The sequence below is a fragment of the Pseudomonas sp. PME37.24/006 genome (assembly GCF_055556635.1).
Genome location: NZ_JBVHNL010000003.1, coordinates 526,294 through 546,611, shown reverse-complemented (window position 1 = coordinate 546,611; position 20,318 = coordinate 526,294). Strand labels below are relative to the sequence as shown.

The 20,318-nt window shown below is 60.7% G+C and carries 18 protein-coding genes; 13 read left to right on the top strand and 5 right to left on the bottom strand.

The genetic code is table 11. From position 1 onward, the window contains the following. Positions 1 to 105: 105 nt before the first annotated feature. Positions 106 to 1,539, bottom strand: a complete 1,434-nt coding sequence (locus ACZ3GY_RS13580) for a M48 family metallopeptidase (RefSeq protein WP_465910500.1) — start codon at positions 1,537 to 1,539, stop codon at positions 106 to 108. Positions 1,540 to 1,648: 109 nt separating this feature from the next. Between ACZ3GY_RS13580 and ACZ3GY_RS13575 the strand changes: the two genes are divergently transcribed. Next, the gene (locus tag ACZ3GY_RS13575; RefSeq protein WP_465910498.1) at positions 1,649 to 1,900 is read left to right on the top strand and encodes a sulfurtransferase TusA family protein; all 252 of its coding nucleotides are present in this window, start codon (positions 1,649 to 1,651) and stop codon (positions 1,898 to 1,900) included. A gap of 59 nt (positions 1,901 to 1,959) precedes the next feature. Here ACZ3GY_RS13575 and ACZ3GY_RS13570 read toward each other — a convergent pair whose 3' ends face one another. Continuing rightward, positions 1,960 to 2,430 carry a peroxiredoxin gene (locus tag ACZ3GY_RS13570; RefSeq protein ID WP_465910496.1) on the bottom strand — a complete coding sequence of 157 codons (471 nt, stop codon included), beginning with the start codon at positions 2,428 to 2,430 and terminating at the stop codon, positions 1,960 to 1,962. A 10-nt stretch (positions 2,431 to 2,440) separates the two neighbouring features. Next, the gene (locus tag ACZ3GY_RS13565; RefSeq protein WP_463565641.1) at positions 2,441 to 2,998 is read right to left on the bottom strand and encodes a glycine cleavage system transcriptional repressor; all 558 of its coding nucleotides are present in this window, start codon (positions 2,996 to 2,998) and stop codon (positions 2,441 to 2,443) included. Positions 2,999 to 3,224: 226 nt separating this feature from the next. Here ACZ3GY_RS13565 and dapA point away from each other — a divergent pair, with 226 nt between their 5' ends. From dapA to ACZ3GY_RS13525, 8 genes are all read left to right on the top strand, one after another. After that, complete coding sequence (gene dapA, locus ACZ3GY_RS13560) at positions 3,225 to 4,103, top strand: 4-hydroxy-tetrahydrodipicolinate synthase (RefSeq protein ID WP_465910493.1); 879 nt, start codon at positions 3,225 to 3,227, stop codon at positions 4,101 to 4,103. A gap of 17 nt (positions 4,104 to 4,120) precedes the next feature. Then, positions 4,121 to 5,239 carry an NlpB/DapX family lipoprotein gene (gene bamC, locus ACZ3GY_RS13555; protein ID WP_465910491.1) on the top strand — a complete coding sequence of 373 codons (1,119 nt, stop codon included), beginning with the start codon at positions 4,121 to 4,123 and terminating at the stop codon, positions 5,237 to 5,239. A 146-nt stretch (positions 5,240 to 5,385) separates the two neighbouring features. Then, entirely contained in the window at positions 5,386 to 6,252 is an 867-nt protein-coding gene (locus ACZ3GY_RS13550; RefSeq protein ID WP_465910490.1) for a phosphoribosylaminoimidazolesuccinocarboxamide synthase, read from the top strand. Between the two features lie 267 nt (positions 6,253 to 6,519). Then, a complete protein-coding gene (locus tag ACZ3GY_RS13545) occupies positions 6,520 to 6,867 on the top strand; it encodes a metalloregulator ArsR/SmtB family transcription factor (RefSeq protein ID WP_465910489.1) in 348 nt (115 codons plus the stop codon). A 21-nt stretch (positions 6,868 to 6,888) separates the two neighbouring features. Beyond that, the gene (locus ACZ3GY_RS13540; RefSeq protein WP_465910487.1) at positions 6,889 to 8,172 is read left to right on the top strand and encodes an arsenic transporter; all 1,284 of its coding nucleotides are present in this window, start codon (positions 6,889 to 6,891) and stop codon (positions 8,170 to 8,172) included. 27 nt (positions 8,173 to 8,199) lie between these two features. Then, positions 8,200 to 8,670, top strand: coding sequence for an arsenate reductase ArsC (locus ACZ3GY_RS13535; RefSeq protein ID WP_465910485.1), 471 nt, complete (start codon positions 8,200 to 8,202; stop codon positions 8,668 to 8,670). Positions 8,671 to 8,682: 12 nt separating this feature from the next. Then, complete coding sequence (arsH, locus tag ACZ3GY_RS13530) at positions 8,683 to 9,384, top strand: arsenical resistance protein ArsH (RefSeq protein ID WP_465910483.1); 702 nt, start codon at positions 8,683 to 8,685, stop codon at positions 9,382 to 9,384. A gap of 8 nt (positions 9,385 to 9,392) precedes the next feature. After that, positions 9,393 to 9,938, top strand: a complete 546-nt coding sequence (locus ACZ3GY_RS13525) for an arsinothricin resistance N-acetyltransferase ArsN1 family B (RefSeq protein WP_465910481.1) — start codon at positions 9,393 to 9,395, stop codon at positions 9,936 to 9,938. Positions 9,939 to 9,969: 31 nt separating this feature from the next. On the opposite strand, the gene ACZ3GY_RS13520 is transcribed toward ACZ3GY_RS13525, so the two are convergent. Then, positions 9,970 to 10,419, bottom strand: coding sequence for a MerR family transcriptional regulator (locus tag ACZ3GY_RS13520; protein ID WP_465910480.1), 450 nt, complete (start codon positions 10,417 to 10,419; stop codon positions 9,970 to 9,972). Positions 10,420 to 10,491: 72 nt separating this feature from the next. Here ACZ3GY_RS13520 and ACZ3GY_RS13515 point away from each other — a divergent pair, with 72 nt between their 5' ends. From ACZ3GY_RS13515 to ACZ3GY_RS13500, 4 genes are all read left to right on the top strand, one after another. Further along, on the top strand, positions 10,492 to 11,454 hold the full coding sequence (locus tag ACZ3GY_RS13515) for an arsenic resistance protein (protein WP_465910478.1): 963 nt from the start codon (positions 10,492 to 10,494) through the stop codon (positions 11,452 to 11,454). A gap of 348 nt (positions 11,455 to 11,802) precedes the next feature. Beyond that, positions 11,803 to 14,979, top strand: a complete 3,177-nt coding sequence (gene putA, locus ACZ3GY_RS13510) for a bifunctional proline dehydrogenase/L-glutamate gamma-semialdehyde dehydrogenase PutA (RefSeq protein ID WP_465910476.1) — start codon at positions 11,803 to 11,805, stop codon at positions 14,977 to 14,979. A gap of 186 nt (positions 14,980 to 15,165) precedes the next feature. Next, a complete protein-coding gene (putP, locus tag ACZ3GY_RS13505; RefSeq protein WP_463565632.1) occupies positions 15,166 to 16,656 on the top strand; it encodes a sodium/proline symporter PutP in 1,491 nt (496 codons plus the stop codon). A 101-nt stretch (positions 16,657 to 16,757) separates the two neighbouring features. Continuing rightward, on the top strand, positions 16,758 to 16,970 hold the full coding sequence (locus ACZ3GY_RS13500) for a VF530 family protein (RefSeq protein WP_465910474.1): 213 nt from the start codon (positions 16,758 to 16,760) through the stop codon (positions 16,968 to 16,970). 175 nt (positions 16,971 to 17,145) lie between these two features. Here the strand turns inward: ACZ3GY_RS13500 and ACZ3GY_RS13495 are convergent, their stop codons facing one another. Beyond that, the gene (locus ACZ3GY_RS13495) at positions 17,146 to 20,247 is read right to left on the bottom strand and encodes a transglycosylase domain-containing protein (RefSeq protein ID WP_465910472.1); all 3,102 of its coding nucleotides are present in this window, start codon (positions 20,245 to 20,247) and stop codon (positions 17,146 to 17,148) included. Positions 20,248 to 20,318: the final 71 nt, after the last annotated feature.

Below are 20,318 nucleotides of genomic sequence, written 5' to 3'. Positions count from 1 at the left end.
AGCGGCTTTGAGCGGCAAGCCACAAGCGTCAAGTAAGGCGCTTGTGGCTTACGCCGATGTGCAATCTCCCCGAATTCGCCGGCGCTGCAACTTGAGGCGGCGTGATCAGCGCAGCATTTCTTCCGTCATGCGCTTCTCTTCGATCAGCTCTTTCTGGCGGGCGTCGATGCGTGAGGCCAGCTGGAAGTTGTTGCTGGCGCGGCGCTTGGCGAAGTCGAGCTGTTCGATGGCCTGGTTGAAATCCCCCACCAGCGCGAAGAACTCGGCCCGGGCCTGATGCAGGCCGATGGTGTTGCCGCTGAGGCCGCGAACTTCCGCCACCTGATACCAAACGTCCGGATCTTTCACGCGGCGCTTGAGCAGATCATTGAGTGCTTGCTCCGCCTCGGGGATTTTGCGTTGTTTGAGCAGCAAGTCGATACGCGCTTGGTTCAGCGGGTAATTGCCGGGGTACAAGTCGAGTAATCGCTTGATGCGTTGCTCGGCCGCTGGGAGGCTGTTGGCTGCCGAGTCGAGGCTGATCTGCGCCAGGTTGTAGGTGACGTCGTCTGGGGCTTTTTGCAGCAAGGGCGCTAGCGTATCGCGTGCTTCATCGAACTGGCTGCCCTTGATCAGGGCGATGGTCAGGCCGTAGCGGGCAGCGTCCATGTTAGGGTTTTCATCGAGCTGGGCGCGAAAGCGCTTGGCGGCGATGCCCGGGGTTTCTTCATAGGTCAGTTGCACACGGGCGCGCATCAGCTGGTAGCGCAGGCTGTCTTCGGTGCCGCCGGCCTGGTACTGCTCGGCGCGGTTGCGGGTATCGGCGATGCGCGATTCGGAAACCGGGTGAGTCAGTAGGAATTCGGGTGGCATGCGGTCGTAGCGGTACTGACGCATCAGGCGCTCGAACATGCTCGGCATCGAGCGTGGGTCGTAGCCGGCCTTTTCCAGGTTGACCAGGCCGATACGGTCAGCCTCCTGCTCGTTCTGCCGGGAAAATCGGCGTTGTTCCTGAATCGCCGCTGCCTGGGTCGACGCGATGGCGGCGATACCGGCATCGCCGGCACCTGCTGCGGCTGCGACGATACCGGCGAGCATCGCTGCCATGACCGGCAACTGCATGCGCTGCTGGGCTTCCAGGCCGCGGGCGAAGTGGCGCTGCGACAAGTGGGCGAGTTCGTGAGCCAGTACCGAGGCGTATTCGCCTTCGGTCTGCGCATAGAGGAACAGCCCGCCGTTGACGCCGATGATCCCGCCTGGCGCGGCGAAAGCGTTGATCTGTGGGCTGTTGAGCAGGACGAATTCGAGGCGCCGATCCTGTACCTGACTGGTTTCGGCCAGACGGTAGACGCTGCTTTCAACGAAGTCCTTTAACTGAGGATCCGACAGCTGGCTGACCTGGCCGCGAACGATGCTCAGCCAGGCGCGGCCCAGTTGATATTCCTGTTGCGGAGAAACCATGGCAGAGCTCGCGTCGCCGAGTGATGGCAGGTCGTTGGCCATCGTTGGTTGTGCCAGCAAGCAGGCGAGCGTCAGCAGGGTAGGGCGCAGAACATTCATGCATGGAGCTCTTGTTGGATCAGTGCCGTACTGTAGCCGGGAGGCACTTGCCTGACCAGCGTCGGCGGGCCTTGGGTTATGCTATCGGCCTGGGAAAACGGAGGGTGTTATGGGGGATGGTGCGGTGTGGCAGGGCGAGCATCAGGCCGAGCTGGATGCGTGTGGCTTGAATTGTCCGCTGCCTTTGCTCAAGGCCAAGATGGCCCTCAACGGCCTGGTCAGCGGCGACGTACTCAAGGTGCTGGCCACGGATGCCGGGTCGCAGCGCGATTTCCGGGCGTTCGCGCGGCTGGCTGGCCATGAGCTGCTGCGTGAGGAGGCCGAGGGCGAGGTGTTCCGTTACTGGCTGCGCAAGGCGTGATGCCAGGCTGAATATGCCGCAATGAAAAATGCCGCTCGAGAGCGGCATTTTCAGTTGTATCAGGCTTTGTTCAGGGCCTTGGCCGCGGCCAGTACCTCGTCGATATGGCCGGGTACCTTGACCCCTCGCCATTCCTGACGCAGCACGCCGTGCTTGTCGATCAGGAAGGTGCTGCGGTCGATGCCCAGGTATTCCTTGCCGTAGAGCTTCTTCAGCTTGATCACGTCGAATAGCTGGCAGACGCTTTCGTCCTTGTCCGAAATCAGCTCGAAGGGGAAGCCCTGCTTGGCCTTGAAGTTCTCGTGGGTCTTCAGGCTGTCGCGCGATACGCCGATGACGACCGTGTTGGCCGCCGCGAAGGCTTCATAAGAGTCGCGAAAGCCCTGGCCCTGAGTGGTGCAACCTGGAGTGTTGTCCTTCGGGTAGAAGTAGATCACCAGCTGCTTTCCCTTGTAGGCGGCCAGGTTGAACTCGCCGCCGGTGGCGGTGGCGCTGAAATCTGCAACCGGGGAGTCGATAGCGACAGTCATGAAACGCTCCTTATGGATTCTGGGGACGCCAGGGTTCGATTAGTGCGTCGAGGTTCAGTGCATCGGCGAAGTCGAGGAACTGATCGCGCAGCCAACTGATCTGGGTGCCGGCGGGGAGGGTGACGGTCAACTGAGCGTTGAGCATGGTGCCGCCGGTCTGCGGAGCCTGGTAGGTGTCGCAGGTCAGGGCCTCCAACTCGACCTGGTGGTCGATGAAGAACTGGCACAGTTCATTGAGGATGTCCGGGCGGTACACCGAGCTGATGTAGGCCACGTAGGGCAGTGCCTGAGGACGCACCTCCGAGGCGGCGCTGCGGATCACGTTGGCGGTGAACTCATGCTTCTTGGAAAGTGCCGGCAGGCCCGTCTCCAGGCGTGCCAGCGCATCCCAGTTGCCCGATACTTGCAGCACCAGTGCGCTGTAGTCGCCATGACGGCTCAGGCGCGTGCTGACGACCGCGCAGCGGTTTTCATGGCTGGCTCGGCACAGTACGTTGGTCAGCTCCATGGCGTTGGTGCCGAGAGCACTGATGACGAGGAATTGTTCGCGAACTGGGGGGGTGGACATGCAGCCTTCCTAAACGTTGAGCGCTCGGCGCTATAGACAGTGCCAAACAAACACGCAGGGTAGCGAAAAGCGCCCGCCAGGGGAATGACCAGATACTGCTATCGCCAACCGCATTATTGCACTCAATGCCAGAAGTCACGGCCGCTCACACCGCCTGCTACTTCGCTTGTGCAAGGCTGGTAGCGCCAGTACCATTACGGCTCTCTTTTTCGGCAGGAGCGGTTGCATGATTGCGGGCAGTATGGTGGCACTGGTCACGCCCATGGATGCACAGGGTAATCTCGATTGGGACGCCTTGAGCAAACTGGTGGATTTCCACCTGCAAGAGGGCACCAATGCCATCGTGGCAGTCGGCACCACGGGTGAGTCGGCGACACTTGATGTCAATGAGCACATCGAAGTGATCCGTCGCGTGGTCGGTCAGGTCGGCGGGCGCATTCCGGTAATCGCCGGTACGGGTGCCAACTCCACTCGCGAAGCGGTCGAACTGACCCAGAACGCCAAGAGCGCTGGCGCCGATGCCTGCCTGCTGGTCACGCCGTACTACAACAAGCCGACTCAGGAAGGCCTGTACCTGCACTTCCGCCATATCGCCGAAGCCGTGGCCATTCCGCAGATTCTCTACAACGTGCCGGGCCGTACCGCCTGCGACATGCTGCCGGAAACCGTCGAGCGGCTGTCGAAGGTCGATAACATCATCGGCATCAAGGAAGCCACCGGCGACCTGCAGCGTGCCCGTGACATTCTTGACCGGGTCAGCTCGAACTTCCTGCTCTACTCCGGCGACGACGCTACTGCGGTCGAACTGATGCTATTGGGCGGCAAGGGCAACATCTCCGTGACAGCCAACGTGGCACCACGGGCGATGAGCGACATGTGCTCGGCGGCCATGCGCGGTGAAGCCGCGATCGCCAGGGCGATCAATGATCGGTTGATGCCCCTGCACAAAAACCTGTTCATCGAAGCCAACCCGATTCCGGTGAAATGGGCGCTGAACGAAATGGGCATGATGGCCGACGGCATTCGCTTGCCGCTGACCTGGCTGAGCCCCCGTTGTCACGAACCGCTGCGTCAGGCCCTGCGCCAGTCCGGTGTATTGGTCTAATCGAGGAATTACGACGCATGAAGCGACTGGCCGGACTTTCCGCACTTGCTCTGATCATCACCAGCACCAGTGGCTGTGGCTGGGTCTGGGGCGAAAATGGCTACTTCCGTGATCGCGGTAGCGATTACCTGACCGCACGGCAGACTGCGCCGATGCAACTGCCGGCCGATGTCGAGGCCAAGCGCCTCGATCCACTGCTGCCCGTGCCCAATCAAATCCGCAACAGTGACGTGCAGGGCGAGTACGACGTACCGCGTCCGCAAGCACTCGCTGTCAGCGAGAACGTCAGCGAGTTCAGCCTGCAGAACAGCGGCGACTCCAGCTGGCTGGTCGCTCAGCGTGTTCCAGCTGAAGTCTGGCCGGGTGCCCGTCAATTCTTCGAGGATGGCGGTTTCCGTATCGTCGACGAACGCCCGCAGACCGGTGAATTCAGCACCGATTGGAAGCGTTTTGACGCGCTGTCCAGCAGCATGCAGAGTCGTTTGAGCGGCCGCGTTGCCGGTCTCGATAACAACACTGAAACCCGTGTGCACGTGCGCCTCGAGCCGGGTGTGCAGCGCAATACCAGCGAGATCTTCGTGGTGACTGCGCAGCGCCCCGCGGGCAGCACCACCGAAGTGCCGTTCACCGAGCGCAGCGTCAACAAGACACTCGACGCCGCACTGCTTGATGAACTGCAGACCAGCCTGACGCGCAGCGTCGAGCAGGGCGGTTCGGTATCGCTGCTGGCCGGTCGTGACTACGACGCACCGAACCGCGTGAGCTTGTCCGCGGACGGTAACGGCAACCCCATATTGAACCTGAACACCGACTTCGACCGCGCCTGGTCCGGCGTTGGCCGCTCGCTGCGCATGGCTGAACTGCGTGTCGACGACATCAACCGTACCCTGGGTGTTTACTACGTCAACCTGGCCGAAGGCCCGCAGCGTGCCAACGAGAAGCCTGGCTTCTTCAGCCGCCTGTTTGGTGGCTCGGACAGCAAGGACGAAATCGAGGCCCGCGCCGAGCGCTATCAGGTTCGCTTGACCGCCGTTGGCGACACCGTGCAGGTAACGGTCGAGAAAGACCTCAATACCGTTGCGCCTGCTGATGTAGCGCGCCGCGTGCTGGGCATGATTCAGGAAAACCTCGGCTAAGTAACCTTGGGCGAGTGGTTGGCGATAGGCGAAACCTCCAGGGGTTTCGCCTTTTGTTTTCACAGGCAGCTTTTTTCGGTGCTGCCGGCATCTACCAAGCCGTTGCAGAGCGGCGCGACTTTCACGCGACAAGGCGGAATCTCGATATGACCACACCTTCCCTGAGCCTGAAAAAAATCTATTCGGGCAAAGTCCGCGACCTCTATGAGATCGACGATACGCGCATGCTGATGGTCGCCACCGATCGTCTGTCGGCCTTCGACGTGATCCTCGAGCAGCCGATTCCGGACAAGGGCAAGATTCTCACCGCCATCTCCAACTTCTGGTTCGACAAGCTGGCTCACGTGGTGCCCAACCACTTCACCGGTGATCGCGTCGAAGACGTGGTGCCGGCTGCCGAGCTGCCGCTGGTCGAGGGCCGTGCCGTGGTCGCCAAGCGCCTCAAGCCGGTTGCCGTGGAAGCCATCGTGCGCGGTTACATCGTCGGTTCTGGCTGGAAGGAATACCAGAAGAGCGGCACCGTGTGCGGCATCGAATTACCGGCTGGCTTGAAAGAGGCTGCCAAGCTGCCACAACCGATCTTCACCCCGTCGACCAAGGCCGCCGTGGGCGACCATGACGAGAACATCTCCTTCGCCCAGTGCGAAGCGATCATCGGCGCCGAACTGGCCGCCAAAGTGCGCGACACCTCCATCGCCCTGTACGTGGCTGCGGTGGAGTACGCGGCCACCCGCGGCATCATCATCGCCGACACCAAGTTCGAATTCGGCCTGGATGAAAACGGCACCCTGACCCTGATGGACGAAGTGCTGACTCCAGACTCCAGCCGCTTCTGGCCAGCAGACAGCTACGCCGAAGGCACCAACCCGCCGAGCTTCGACAAACAGTTCGTACGCAACTGGCTGGAATCCACCGGCTGGAACAAGGAGCCACCAGCGCCTGCTGTGCCGGCGGATGTGGCGCAGAAGACCGCCGACAAATACCGCGAGGCGCTGACTCGGCTGACTGCCTGATTCTCTTCGTCCGGCATCAAAAAACGCCGCCGACCCAGAGATGGGCGGTGGCGTTTTTGTTTGGGGGATTACTTGATGAGTGGCAGGAATCCGCCATCAAAAGCAGTCGTTCGCTTGCGGAAGATCCCTGTCGTGCATGAGCTTGCACAGCCCGATTACTCCGACTAACGACCAAGGACGTTTCAGCCAAACGCAGGGTAGGCTAGCGAATCATCTCCTTATATGTGAATATCCGTATATTCGTTTTTTCATGTATACGGACGACCTATGCTGACTCCACCTGAGGCCTTCAAATGCCTGGCTGATGAGACCCGTGCTCGCGCCACCCTGCTCATCGCTGAACAGGGAGAACTCTGTGTCTGCGAATTGATGTGCGCTCTTGAGGACAACCAGTCCAAGGTCAGCCGCCACCTGGCCCAACTGCGAAGCGCGGGCTTGCTGCTGGATCGCAGGCAAGGGCAGTGGGTGTACTACCGGCTCAATCCCGATCTGCCGCAATGGATCAACGAGGTGCTTCGGGTAACGGCAGAAGGCAACGTCCCCTGGCTGAAAGACAGCACGACCCGACTGAGCAATATGGCTGGCCGCCCCGAGCGCGCTACCAGTTGCTGCTGATTCTCGCCGGGAGAGCTTGAGATGCTCATTGCAGCTGCTGTATTCGTCTTCACCCTGATCCTAGTCATCTGGCAGCCGAGAGGCTTGGGCGTAGGCTGGAGCGCGACTATTGGCGCCGCTCTGGCGCTGGCCGTCGGAGCGGTCTCCTTTCAGGACATCCCGACTGTTTGGGCTGTGGTGTGGAATGCCACCGCGACATTCATCGCAATCATCGTCATCAGCTTATTGCTGGATGAGGCGGGCTTCTTCGAGTGGGCAGCGCTACACGTAGCGCGCTGGGCAAATGGTAACGGGCGACGCCTGTTTGCCTTCACCGTACTGCTGGGGGCCGCTGTTTCAGCGTTGTTCGCCAATGACGGCGCTGCACTGATTCTGACCCCCATCGTCATTTCACTGCTGGTCGCGCTGCGTTTCTCGGCGGGCGCCACATTGGCGTTCGTCATGGCTGCGGGCTTTATCGCAGATACCGCCAGCCTACCGCTCGTGGTTTCGAACCTGGTCAACATCGTTTCAGCTGACTTCTTCGGGTTGGGCTTCGCCGAGTATGCATCTGTGATGGTGCCGGTGACCGTGGTCAGCGTGGCATCGACACTGCTTGTGCTGTTTCTTTACTTCCGCCGCGATGTGCCCGCCACCTACTCCGTGGCAGACCTGAAAACTCCACGCTCAGCCATTCGAGACCGCACCACGTTCGTATACGGTTGGTGGGTTCTGGCACTACTGCTGGCTGGCCTCTTCGTGTTGGAGCCCATGGGCGTGCCCATCAGCGCGGTCGCCGCTGCATGCGCCGCCATTCTGTTTGCAGTAGCTGCCAGAGGGCAGGTCATCTCGACGCGCCGAGTGCTACGTGAGGCACCCTGGCAAATCGTGATCTTTTCGCTTGGCATGTACCTGGTCGTCTACGGTTTGAGCAACGCGGGCCTCACGAGCCATCTCACGATGGTGCTCAACCGCCTTGCCGAGCATGGCATCTGGGCTGCCGCACTGGGTACCGGATTGCTGTCGGCCTTGCTGTCTTCGGTCATGAACAACATGCCCAGCGTACTCATCGGTGCGCTATCCATCGATGCGAGCGACAGCTCCGGCCTGGTACGCGACGCGATGATCTACGCGAATGTCATCGGTTGCGATCTCGGCCCGAAGATCACGCCCATCGGCAGCCTGGCGACGTTGTTGTGGCTGCACGTTCTCCAGCGCAAAGGAATCCGTATCACCTGGGGTTACTACTTCAAGGTCGGTGCCCTGCTGACCGTTCCGGTTCTGCTCATTACCCTTTCGGCGCTGGCCTTGCGCCTGAGCCTTTGACGTCCGCCAGTGGCGGCAGGAGCTAGCATGCGAGTCCTCTTCATGTGTACGGCCAACAGTTGCCGGAGCATTCTTTCCGAGGCCCTGTTCAACCACATTGCGCCTGACGGTTTCGAAGCCGTGAGTGCGGGCAGCTTTCCAAAGGGCCAAGTGCTGCCGCGCAGCCTGCAAACTCTCGAAGAGGCCGGAATCTCCATCGTGGGTTTGAGTAGTAAGGGCAACGAAGCCTTCGAGGCGAACCCGCCCGATATCGTCATCACCGTTTGCGACAAGGCAGCCGGTGAGGCTTGCCCGGTTTACTTCGGGCCAGCACTTAAAGCGCATTGGGGCTTGGCAGATCCTTCCGACGTAAAAGGCGACGAAGCGGAGATTTCAACAGCATTCAACGCAACGTTGGCGCAGATCGAGCGACGCTGTCACGCCTTCCTGGATCTGCCTTTCGGCAACCTGAGCCGCGAAGAACTAAAGCGCGAGCTGGATCGTATTGGCCACCTTTGAATGGAGCTACCCATGTCCCGAGAGCTTCCTAATCTTGACCTCGATCTGATCGGTCAATTCTCTGCCAGCATTGAGCCCAGTCAGCACAAGCCACGCATCCTGTTGCTCCACGGTTCCACCCGTGAACGCAGCTTCAGTCGTCTTCTGGTTGAAGAATCTGCGCGCCTGCTTGAGCATTTCGGCGCTGAAACCCGCATCTTCGATCCGTCAGGCCTGCCACTGCCTGACGACGCTCCGGTAGAGCACCCGAAAGTCCAAGAGCTGCGCGATCTGGTGCTGTGGTCGGAAGGCCAGATTTGGTGTTCGCCAGAACGGCACGGCGCCATGTCCGCTGTCTTCAAGGCGCAGATCGACTGGATTCCTCTAGCGCTCGGTGCGGTTAGGCCCAGTCAGGGCAAGACCCTTGCAGTCATGCAAGTCTGCGGCGGCTCGCAGTCGTTCAACGTGGTCAACCAACTACGCGTCCTGGGCCGCTGGATGAGGATGTTCACCATCCCCAATCAGTCTTCGGTGCCTAAGGTATACCTGGAATTCGACGACGCTGACCGCATGAAGCCGTCCGCCTATTACGACCGTGTAGTCGATGTGATGGAAGAACTGATTAAGTTCACCCTCCTGCTGCGCGACCAGAAAGACTTCCTCGTGGATCGCTACTCAGAGCGCAAAGAGACGGCTGAACAGCTGTCTGCTCGCGTCAATCAACGTTCAATTTGAGGTGTCGGATGACTATCGAAGTCAGGGTGGCAGGCCCGGTAGACGCTGAGGCGATCCAGGCGATCTATGCGCCAGTGGTGCTCGGCACTGCTATCTCGTTCGAGGAGGTGCCACCGTCAGCAGAAGAAATGCGGACGCGGATAGAGGCGACACTAGAGACCTACCCGTATTTGGTGGCGGTGCGTAACGGGATCGTTGTCGGCTATGCCTACGCTAGCCAGCATCGTGCTCGAGCGGCCTACCGGTGGGCAGTGGATGTCACGGTGTACATTGCAGAGGACGCTCGGCGTAAAGGTGTCGGACGTAGGTTGTATGAAGCCTTACTGCCGATGCTCAAGTCTCTGGGCTATCGCTCAGTCTATGCAGGGATAGCCCTGCCTAATGAGGGCAGCGTTGGCCTTCACGAACGGGCGGGGTTCCGGCATATCGGCACGTTTCCGCAAGTGGGCTACAAGCATGGCGCTTGGCACGACGTTGGCTACTGGCTTCTTGAACTGCGCGAATGCTCATCTCCGCCAAAGGAACCGGCGTGCTTTAGCGATTACGCAAGCTAAAGCAAGCTGGCATCCGAATACGAACATCGCATTAGCAGCAGCCTGAACGTGCTCCAGCCGCAGGCACGAACAAAGCCTCAACGATGTTGCAACCTGAGACCGTCGATCCCAGGCAGGTCGACTCGCAGGTGCCAGACATCGCGAGTAACTGCTCACGGATTTTTTGAAGATTCGTAACCTTCTGCTCAACGGCGGCGAGGTGTTTTTTAACAACCGTGAGGGCTTCTCCGCATAGGTTGTCGGTATCTGCTGAGAGCGTTATCAGCTCGCGGATATCCTCCAAAGGAAAGCCAAGGTCTCGGTTCTGCCGGATGAATATCAGGCGCGACTTGTGTATATCCGTGTAGATCCGGTGTTTGCCAGCCGAGCGGAGGGCCGGGGGGAGCAGCCCGATTTTTTCGTAGTACCGGATCGTTTCAATGTGGCATCCAGTAGATTTGGATAGCGCGCCAATACCCGTCATGCAGATTACCCCAAGCATTTCTTGATTCTGTAGTCGCTACAGATATTACCCTGAACAATCGAAAATGACCGCGTACGTAAAGGGTGTAGCGTGAACAGAGATCAGCTCGAAGAAAATCAGATTCCAATCTACTTTATTGTCGTCATTGGTGCCTTAATCGGTGGGCTGCTGGCCCCAGACGCTGCGCAAGGTCTTGGCATTTTGGTAACCCCTGCCATTGCAGTGCTCATGTACGCGATGTTCTTGCAGATTCCTTTCCTAAATATCCGGCAGGGGCTGCGTGATAGGCGTTTCATGGCAGCCTTGCTGATAGCTAACTTTTTATTGATTCCACTCTTAGTCTGGGCGATGACAAGTGGGCTCGTTAACCACCCGGCCATTCTCATTGGCGCCTTGCTGGTGCTGCTCACGCCTTGCATCGACTATGTCGTCGTCTTCACTCATATCGGAAAAGGCGATTCCAGGCTGACTTTGGCGGCCACGCCTGTGCTACTTCTGCTGCAACTCGTGCTTCTGCCCATCTACCTTGCGTTTATGCTGGGCAGTGAATCGGCAGTGGTTATTTCCATTACCCCCTTCATCGAGGCGTTTTTGGTGTTGATCGTTCTCCCCCTGGTGTTGGCGGTGCTCACTTCCGCTGGGGCAAAGCGATCGCGGGTTGTGTCGGGATGGAATGATGCCTGGGCGTGGATGCCTGTGCCTGCGATGGCTGCTGTGCTGATAGTCGTGATCGCCTCACAGATTACCAACGTGGTTCAGGACATCGACAAGCTGTTGCCGGTGATCCCGGTCTATCTCGGCTTTATGTTGCTGGCCCCTGTAGTCGGCGCGATAACCGCGAAAGCATTCAAGCTGCCGGCAGCGACAGCCCGCTCAGTGACATTTAGCGCATCGACTCGTAACTCGCTTGTCGTGCTTCCGCTTGCGTTGGCGCTCCCAGAGGACATGAGGGCGCTTGCCGCTGCCGCAGTCATCACTCAAACACTTGTTGAGTTGGTGAGTGAGCTGATTTACATCCGGGCCATCCCAGCTATGGTCTGGAGAAAGAAATAAGTCACTTACCTGCTGCGTCCGCTGTGACGCGGGCCTGAAGTAAATATACGGCAGGTAAGATTGGTTCAACGAGGGGGCGGGGAAACGCCTTGAACGGCTGCTCCTGGCCGAAAGCAACATCTCGATAGCCGTTTGTACGATTAACTTTCTCTCTCCATTCTCCTGGCCCGCCCTCACTCCAGAGCTTTCCACAAAAACTCCAGAGCTTTCCGCAAGAAGCCATCACCCATCTGCCTCTACATTCCGTCATCCGCTTCTGCGTTATGAGGTCGCCAGATACCCGTATCTGAGCTAGACCCAAAGCAGGGGTATCCCACAGATAATCTGCATAACAAGAGGATGGGCGTGATGTTCAAAGCCAGTCACGTCTTGCACCAGGAGTTCCTTGACCGGATCTCCGCTGCTAAGGCCGCCGATTTTTTCCCTGTCATCAGCGCCAACTACAACGTTGACGAGGCAGCCTATCTCGGCGAACTGCTGCAGCTGGCCGATCCCGGTGCTGCCGGTATCGAGGCCGTTCGCCAGCAGGCGCGCAGCCTGATTCAGGACGTGCGTGGTCGCGACAACGCGGTCGACACCCTCGATGCGCTGCTGCGTCAGTACAGTCTGGATACCCAGGAAGGCCTGATGCTGATGTGCCTGGCCGAAGCGCTGTTGCGGGTGCCGGATGCTGCCACCGCCGATGCGTTGATTCGCGACAAGCTCAATGCCGCCGAGTGGGAACGCCACCTGGGCAAGAGCGACAGCGTGCTGGTCAATTTCGCCGCCTGGGGACTGGTGATGACCGGCAAGGTGGTCGATCCGCAGACCAGCGATGGTCGCCCGAAGAAGGTGCTCGGGCGCCTCATTCAGCGTTCCGGTGAGCCGGTGATCCGCGCGGCCATGAACCAGGCAATGAAGCTCATGGGCAAGCAGTTCGTGCTCGGCCGTACCATCAGCGAAGCGCTGAAGAACGGCCGTCCGGAGCGCGAGAAGGGCTACACCTATTCCTTCGACATGCTCGGTGAAGCGGCGCTCACCGCCGAAGACGCCGAGAAGTACATGGCTGACTACCGCAAGGCCATCGACACCGTGGGTGCCGAGCCGCAGGTCGGCCCGGGCCCGAAGCCGTCGATCTCGATCAAGCTCTCGGCACTGCACCCGCGTTACGAAGTGGCCCAGCGCGAGCGCGTGCTGACCGAGCTGTTCGCCAACGTGCGCGAGCTGGTGATCCGGGCGCGCAAGCTGAACGTCGGTATTTCCGTGGACGCCGAGGAGGCGGATCGCCTCGAGCTGTCCCTGGAACTCTACGAGAAGCTGCTACGTGATCCGGCCGTTGCTGGCTGGGGCGAGTTCGGTCTGGTGATCCAGGCCTATTCCAAGCGCTGCCTGCCGGTGCTGGTCTGGCTGACCCTGTTGGGCAGGGAGCTCGGCGAGAAGATGCCGCTGCGCCTGGTGAAGGGCGCCTACTGGGACAGCGAGATCAAGCAGTGCCAGGTATGGGGCCTCGACGGCTACCCGGTGTTCACTCGCAAGGAAGGCACCGATACCTCCTATCTGGCTTGCGCTCGCTACCTGCTCAGCGAGTTCACCCGCGGCGTGATCTACCCGCAGTTCGCCAGCCACAACGCGCACACCGTCAGCTGCATCTTGGCCATGGCTGCCGAGCAGTCGTCGCCGCGCGAGTTCGAGTTCCAGCGCCTGCACGGCATGGGCGATGCGCTGTACGACACGGTGCTGGAGAAGCATCGCAAGACCGTGCGCATCTACGCGCCGGTGGGGGCTCACAAGGACTTGCTGCCGTACCTGGTGCGCCGTCTGCTGGAGAACGGTGCCAACTCGTCGTTCGTTCACCAGCTGGTCGACCCGAGCGTGCCGGTCGAATCGCTGATCGATCACCCGGTCACCCAGCTGAGCAAATTCGCCAGCCTCGGCAATAACAAAATCCCGCTGCCACCTGCGCTGTACGGGGCCACACGGAAAAACTCCCAGGGCATCAACATGAACATCCAGATATCTTTGACCGAGCTCGAAAACGCTTACAAGCCGCAACTCGACCGTCAATGGCAGGCTGCCCCGGTGATAAACGGCCAGACCTTGAGCGGCACCGCCGAGGAAGTTCGTTGCCCCTTCGACCTGAACAAGGTGGTCGGTACTGCCCAGTTCGCCACCGCCGCTCAGGCCGCCCAGGCGCTGGATGGCCTGAGCGCAGCCTGGCCGCGCTGGAATGCGGTCGCTATCGATGAGCGTGCAAGCATTCTCGAGCGCCTTGCTGACCTGCTGGAAAGCAACCGTGCCGAGTTGATGGCGCTGTGTACCGTGGAAGCCGGCAAGTCCATGCAGGATGGCATCGACGAAGTCCGCGAAGCGGTGGATTTCTGTCGTTATTACGCGCAGCAGGCGCGCCTCAAGCTGGGCCGCGAAGAACTCAAGGGCCCGACCGGCGAGCGCAACGAGCTGTTCCATGAAGGCCGCGGGATTTTCGTCTGCGTCAGCCCGTGGAACTTCCCGCTGGCCATTTACCTCGGCCAGATCAGCGCCGCCCTGGTGGCAGGTAACGTGGTGCTGGCCAAACCGGCCGAGCAGACCAGCCTGATCGCCGCTCGTGCCCTGGAGCTGATGTTCGAAGCTGGCCTGCCGAAGGATGTGATCGCCTTCCTACCGGGCGACGGTGCCACCCTGGGCGGCGTGTTCTGCCGCGACCCGCGCGTCGCAGGCGTGTGCTTCACCGGTTCTACCGACACAGCACGGATCATCAACCGTCAGTTGGCCGAGAAGGACGGCATGATTGCCACCCTGATCGCCGAGACCGGCGGCCAGAACGCCATGATCGTCGACTCCACCGCACTGCCCGAGCAAGTGGTCAAGGATGCCGTCGGCTCGGCCTTCACCAGCGCCGGTCAGCGCTGCTCGGCACTGCGCGTGCTGTATGTGCAGCGTGATATCGCCGACCGGGTGATCGACCTGCTCAAGGGCGCCATGGCCGAACTGAAGATCGGCCCGACCCATCTGCGCGAGAACGATATCGGTCCGGTGATCGATTCCGAGGCCCGTGAAGGCTTGCTGGCGCACATCAATCAACTCAAGGGTGAAGGCAAGCTGATTGCCGAAGCCTCGCTGCGCGCTGACCTGAATGGTCACTTCATCGCACCGGTGGCGTTCGAGATTGGTGGCATTCACGAGTTGAAGAAGGAACAGTTCGGCCCGGTTCTGCACGTGGTGCGCTTCGATGCCAGCGATCTGGAGAAGGTCGTCGCGGCGATCAACGCCACCGGCTATGGATTGACCCTTGGCATCCACAGCCGAAACGAGGAAACTGCCGCCCGCATCGAAGCCCTGGCGCGGGTCGGCAACCTGTACGTGAACCGCAACCAGATCGGTGCGGTGGTCGGCGTACAGCCGTTCGGCGGCTGCGGCCTGTCCGGTACCGGCCCGAAAGCCGGTGGCCCGAGCTACCTGTTGCGCTTCGTCAACGAGCGCACCACCTCGGTGAATACCACGGCGGTGGGCGGCAACGCCTCACTGCTATCGCTGGGCGACGAGTAACAGACAACGGGTGGGAATCGATGAGATTTCTGCCCGTTTTGCTATTGGGGGCGTATGCCCCGAATCGGTAATGCCACCAGCAGAGTGGCATGCCTGGAGCGCGACCGTGACCGATGGTCGTGATGTGCCAACTGGGCCGGGTAACCCCCGGTTCGAATAAAAACAAACGAGAGGGGCATTCCCCAAATGACTGCAAGTACTCCCATGCTGGTCACCTTCGTGGTCTATATCCTGGCCATGGTGTTGATCGGATTCATTGCCTACCGCGCGACCAAGAACTTCTCCGACTATATCCTCGGTGGCCGTAGCCTCGGTAGTTTCGTCACCGCACTGTCGGCTGGTGCCTCGGACATGAGCGGCTGGCTGCTGATGGGCCTGCCAGGTGCGATCTTCATCGCCGGTATATCGGAAAGCTGGATCGCCATTGGCCTGATCCTCGGTGCCTGGCTGAACTGGCTGTTCGTCGCAGGTCGCCTGCGCGTGCACACCGAGCACAACAACAATGCGCTGACCCTGCCGGACTTCTTTACCCACCGCTTCGAAGACAACAGCAAACTGCTGCGCATCTTCTCGGCGCTGGTCATTCTGGTGTTTTTCACCATTTACTGCGCCTCCGGCGTGGTGGCCGGTGCGCGTCTGTTCGAGTCGACCTTCGGCATGAGCTACGACACGGCCCTGTGGGTCGGCGCGGCAGCGACCATCCTCTATGTGTTCGTCGGTGGTTTTCTGGCGGTGAGCTGGACGGACACCGTGCAGGCGACGTTGATGATTTTCGCGCTGCTGATCACTCCGGTGTTCGTCATCCTCGCCCTTGGCGATTTCGATGCTGCCATGGTGACCATCGAGCAGGCCAACCCGGCCAACTTCGACATGTTCCGTGGCCTGTCCTTCGTCGCCATCATCTCGTTGCTGGCCTGGGGCCTGGGCTATTTCGGCCAGCCGCACATCCTGGTGCGCTTCATGGCCGCTGACTCGGTCAAGTCGATACCGGCCGCGCGCCGCATCGGCATGACCTGGATGATCCTCAGCCTGGGTGGTGCGGTAGCCGTTGGTTTCTTCGGTATCGCCTACTTCGCCAACAACCCGGCGCTGGCCGGCCCGGTGACCGAGAACAGCGAACGCGTGTTCATCGAGTTGACCAAGATTCTCTTCAATCCCTGGGTTGCCGGCCTGATCCTGTCTGCCATTCTTGCGGCGGTAATGAGCACCCTGAGCTGTCAGTTGCTGGTCTCGTCCAGCGCCCTGACCGAAGATTTCTACAAGGCGTTCCTGCGTAAGGATGCCAGCCAGACCGAACTGGTCTGGGTCGGTCGTGGCATGGTGCTGTTGATTGCGCTGGTGGCCATCGGTATCGCCTCCAATCCGGATAGCAAAGTGCTGGGCCTGGTGTCTTACGCGTGGGCCGGTTTCGGTGCGGCCTTCGGTCCGGTGGTGATTCTGTCCCTGGTATGGAAAGGCATGACCCGCAACGGCGCGCTGGCCGGCATGGTGGTCGGTGCGGTAACCGTGGTGGTGTGGAAGAACTTCATTGGGCTAGGCCTGTACGAGATCATCCCAGGTTTCATTTTCGCCACCCTGGCTATCGTGGTGTTCAGCAAGATCGGTCGCCCGGCAACGCCGACGATGGTCAAGCGCTTCGACGAGGCCGAGAAGGAGTATCAGGACGCGCACCTCTGATCGCGTTTCCGTCGCTCGATTGACCAAAGGCCCGGACATTGTCCGGGCCTTTTCGTTGCTGCCTGCTGGTAAGCTTGCAGGCCAGGAATCAGGAGCCCGATATGAGTACGTCCAAAGATCCGCTGCACGGCGTCACCTTGCAGGCCATTCTTACCGAACTGGTGGAACAGTTGGGGTGGGACGGCCTCGCCCAGCGCATCGATATCCGCTGCTTCAAGAGCGACCCGAGCATCAAGTCGAGCCTGACCTTTCTGCGCAAAACGCCTTGGGCACGGGAAAAGGTCGAAGCCTTGTTCCTGAAGCTCAAGCGCTAGCACGGCATTGCTGATTCAGAGATGTAGCCCTTGTAGGAGCCAGCTTGCTGGCGATAGCCGTGGTGAAGTCCATACCTGTGTTGCGGATGGAATCGCTTCGCCGGCAAGCCGGCTCCAACATTGAGTCGCTGCAGCGCCTGTCTATCGCCTTATGCTGCTGTATCGGTGCTCGTCTCTATCGCTGCGCTGTGGTGGTTTGTGGCAACGCACACAGGGTATGAGCGCCCGGTTGCAGGTAGGGCGTGAGGAGCGGCGCCATGCCCTTGAGCACCTGTACCGGCAGCGCCGAGGTGAAGCGGAAGTTCTCCGCCGCACGGCCCGGCACGAAAGCGGTGAGGGTGCCGAAATGATCCGGGCCGAGAAAGAACACGAAGGTGGCAGTGCGGTTCTGTACCCGTGAGCTAGTCACTTGGCCAGTGCGGGCTACGCTGCTCAGGCGATTGTCGCCGGTGCCGGTTTTGCCACCGAGAGTCAACGGACTGCCATCGGCCAGGGTGAAGGTACCTTGCAGGCGTCGCGCCGTACCGCCCTCTACGACCTGAGAAAGCGCTTCGCGCAGCGCGGCAGCGACTTCCGGCGCCATGACCCGTCTGCCGGGTTCCTGTACATGACCCAGGCGTGTGTCGTAGGGCGTATTGGCGGCGAAGTGCAGGCTGTCGATGCGCACGGTAGGCAAGCGCATCCCGTCGTTCTGAATGATGCCGATCAGCTCGGCCAGCGCTGCCGGTCGATCACCGGAGCTGCCGATGGCGGTGGCCAGCGACGGTACCAGGTGCTCGAAGGGGTAGCCCAGGTTCTGCCAGCGCTGGTGGATATCCAGGAACGCTTCGACTTCCAGCATGATGCGGATGCGGCTGTCCCGGGCGCTTTTGTGGCGGCTCTTGAATAGCCAGCCGTAGACCTCCTGACGTTCGTCGAGGCTGGCGGTTACGGCGTCGCCGAAAGTAGCCTGGGGATGATCGCTCAGGTAGGCGAGTAGCCACAGCTCCAGCGGATGCACCCGGGCGATATAGCCCTGATCCGGCAGGCTGAAGGCGCCCGGCCCATAGCGCGTGTACAGCTCATTGATGCGTTTGTCGCTGACCTTCACGCTAGGCAAGTGGGCTTTGATGAAGCTGGCGAAAGTCGCCTGGTCAACGTCGGGCATCAGGTAGCGGTGTACCGCTGCCAAGCGCGTGTCGGTGAGGCGCAGGCCGCCGATAAAAGTGTCCAGACGCTGCTGGGCGGATTGGCCCTGATACTTGCGCCAGAAGCGCAGTAGAAAGGTGGTGCCTTCGCGGTCGGCGAAGTGGCTCAGGTATGCCCGGCGGCGTGGATCGCTATCGTCCCTGAGCAGTTCGGCGCTGTTACCCGGTGCCTGGTAGGTGCTGTAGCGCACCAGATCACGCATCAGGCGGATGAACGGCAGGTTGATCGATTCACGCAAGGACTCACGCAGGGTCGGCAGTCGGCCGTTGTCCTCGCGGCGGAAGTTGCCAAAGGTGTGCAGGCCGCCGCCGGTGAAGAAACGCTCATTGGGGCTGGCCGAGTAACGGCGCTCCAGGGCAGCCTCCAGCATGCTGGAGAGATCGCTGGCCGGGTTGCGGCTGAGGTAGTCGATGGCCCAACGGCTGAGCAGATCCTGATCGGCGACCTCCACGCTGCGCAGTTGGGCGGGCGTCTGCCCAGCATGGCGCTGGTGCAGTTCGGCAATCATCTCCAGATAAGTCGCCATCACCCGAAGTTTTGCGGTGGAGCCCAGTTCCAGTTTGCTGCCCTCGTTGATATCGAAGGGCTGGTTGGTGTTGTCGGTCTGCACTCGCACCTGGTTGCCGCTGGGTGTGCGCTCGAACAGGGTGAAGCTGTAGCGCACGTCAGCGGTTTTGCTGGGAGACAGCAGGCGGTCGCCGAACAGGCCGACGCTTTCGGCGAATGTGGGGGCAGCGAGCTGTTCGAGGTAGAGGCTGACCTGCTGCTGCAGATCCGAATTTAGGCTGGAACGCGCATCCAGATCGAGACGGTCGAGTCTGTAGTAGGACAGATTGAGCAGGCCGGCCAACCGCGCCCGGGCCATGCTGATGCCTTTGTCACTATCAACGCGTTGCAGGTTGGGGTCGGTCTGCCAGTCGCGGTAGATCACTTGCTGCGCCAGAGCGGCATCACGTAGGTCTTCATCGAGGACACCGCCGCTGGCCAGCAGGCGCAGATGGCTGTCAGTCAGCTCGGCGAGCTCATCACGACCTTTCGACAGGTAGTACGAGGGCCGGCGCTGGGCGATCATCAGCGACAGTACCTGGCGCAGTGCCAATCCCTGCTCGGCCAGGCTGGTATCGTTCGAGCGCTGCGGGTCGAGCAGGCGGTTGGTGGCGGCGAAATCGGCGCCGTACCAGATGCGCAGGCCGTCAGCCAGACCGTGCACCTCGCCGTGCCCCGGCGCAGCCGAAAGCGGCACGCTGTTGAGGTAATCACGCACGATGTTCTGCCGGGCTTCGAGGGTGTGCGGGCCGCCCTGATAGGCGCGCACGCTGGCCGAAACCATCTGCCGCAATTTCTCCGCTGGCGCATGGGTGATGCCATCTGGCGAATGCCGGTACTTCTCCAGTTGCGTGGCCAGAGTACTGCCGCCGGCAGACTGATCCTGCATGCCGACATACTTGCCGATCTGCGAGAGCGCCGCCTTGCTGAAGCGCGGCCAGTCCACCGCCGGGTTGGCTTCGGCGGGCTCGCTCGCCAGCAGTTTGCGATCCTCGATGAACAGCAGGCTGCCAACCACCAGTGGTGGGATGGCGGTGAAGCTCGGGTAGCGTTGCCGTGGATTGCGCACGGTGTAGAAGGGTGAGCCACGGCAGTCTTCGAGGTTGACCCCGGTCTGCGTTTTTTCTGCGAAGGGCGGAAAGAGGCCCCTTTCGGCGTACGCCATCAGCGCCGGAGAAAAATGACTCTGCTGCAACACCTCGAATCCCCTGCTCTGCAGACGTTCGACGAAGGTGGGCAGATGGCTGTAGCCCATGCGCTGATCGAAGGGGCCAGCACCAGGGTAGATGATGGCGTCGCTGGGGCCGTTTTCGACCTGATAGGTCAGTTGTGCGGCGTAGCGGCTCAATTCACTGGACTGGAAGTAGGCGGTGCGCAGCTCATAGATCAGCAGGGCTGCGCCGATCACCAGCAGGAGCAGCAGGATGACGCCGACGGCCCAGCGCACAGGGTGGGACTGCCGCCGGGGTTCGAGCTGCACCGCGGTAGCGGCTTTGCGCTCGCTTACAGGCGGTGCTGAGTCGGATCGCCATAGTGCGCCCATAGTGAAGTGGCCCTGGCTTGTCCTTTATCTTTAGCGTAGTCGTTGAGCGGTGTCGTGCTCTGTCCGCTGAA

Excerpts from the sequence above, each read along its gene's own strand:
- putP (WP_463565632.1), top strand. The coding sequence starts at position 15,166 with ATGACTGCAAGTACTCCCATGCTGGTCACCTTCGTGGTCTATATCCTG.
- dapA (WP_465910493.1), top strand. The coding sequence starts at position 3,225 with ATGATTGCGGGCAGTATGGTGGCACTGGTCACGCCCATGGATGCACAG.
- ACZ3GY_RS13500 (WP_465910474.1), top strand. The coding sequence starts at position 16,758 with ATGAGTACGTCCAAAGATCCGCTGCACGGCGTCACCTTGCAGGCCATT.
- ACZ3GY_RS13525 (WP_465910481.1), top strand. The coding sequence starts at position 9,393 with ATGACTATCGAAGTCAGGGTGGCAGGCCCGGTAGACGCTGAGGCGATC.
- ACZ3GY_RS13495 (WP_465910472.1), bottom strand. The coding sequence starts at position 20,247 with ATGGGCGCACTATGGCGATCCGACTCAGCACCGCCTGTAAGCGAGCGC.
- ACZ3GY_RS13550 (WP_465910490.1), top strand. The coding sequence starts at position 5,386 with ATGACCACACCTTCCCTGAGCCTGAAAAAAATCTATTCGGGCAAAGTC.
- arsH (WP_465910483.1), top strand. The coding sequence starts at position 8,683 with ATGTCCCGAGAGCTTCCTAATCTTGACCTCGATCTGATCGGTCAATTC.
- ACZ3GY_RS13575 (WP_465910498.1), top strand. The coding sequence starts at position 1,649 with ATGGGGGATGGTGCGGTGTGGCAGGGCGAGCATCAGGCCGAGCTGGAT.
- ACZ3GY_RS13540 (WP_465910487.1), top strand. The coding sequence starts at position 6,889 with ATGCTCATTGCAGCTGCTGTATTCGTCTTCACCCTGATCCTAGTCATC.
- ACZ3GY_RS13545 (WP_465910489.1), top strand. The coding sequence starts at position 6,520 with ATGCTGACTCCACCTGAGGCCTTCAAATGCCTGGCTGATGAGACCCGT.
- putA (WP_465910476.1), top strand. The coding sequence starts at position 11,803 with ATGTTCAAAGCCAGTCACGTCTTGCACCAGGAGTTCCTTGACCGGATC.
- bamC (WP_465910491.1), top strand. The coding sequence starts at position 4,121 with ATGAAGCGACTGGCCGGACTTTCCGCACTTGCTCTGATCATCACCAGC.
- ACZ3GY_RS13570 (WP_465910496.1), bottom strand. The coding sequence starts at position 2,430 with ATGACTGTCGCTATCGACTCCCCGGTTGCAGATTTCAGCGCCACCGCC.
- ACZ3GY_RS13580 (WP_465910500.1), bottom strand. The coding sequence starts at position 1,539 with ATGAATGTTCTGCGCCCTACCCTGCTGACGCTCGCCTGCTTGCTGGCA.
- ACZ3GY_RS13520 (WP_465910480.1), bottom strand. The coding sequence starts at position 10,419 with ATGCTTGGGGTAATCTGCATGACGGGTATTGGCGCGCTATCCAAATCT.
- ACZ3GY_RS13535 (WP_465910485.1), top strand. The coding sequence starts at position 8,200 with ATGCGAGTCCTCTTCATGTGTACGGCCAACAGTTGCCGGAGCATTCTT.
- ACZ3GY_RS13565 (WP_463565641.1), bottom strand. The coding sequence starts at position 2,998 with ATGTCCACCCCCCCAGTTCGCGAACAATTCCTCGTCATCAGTGCTCTC.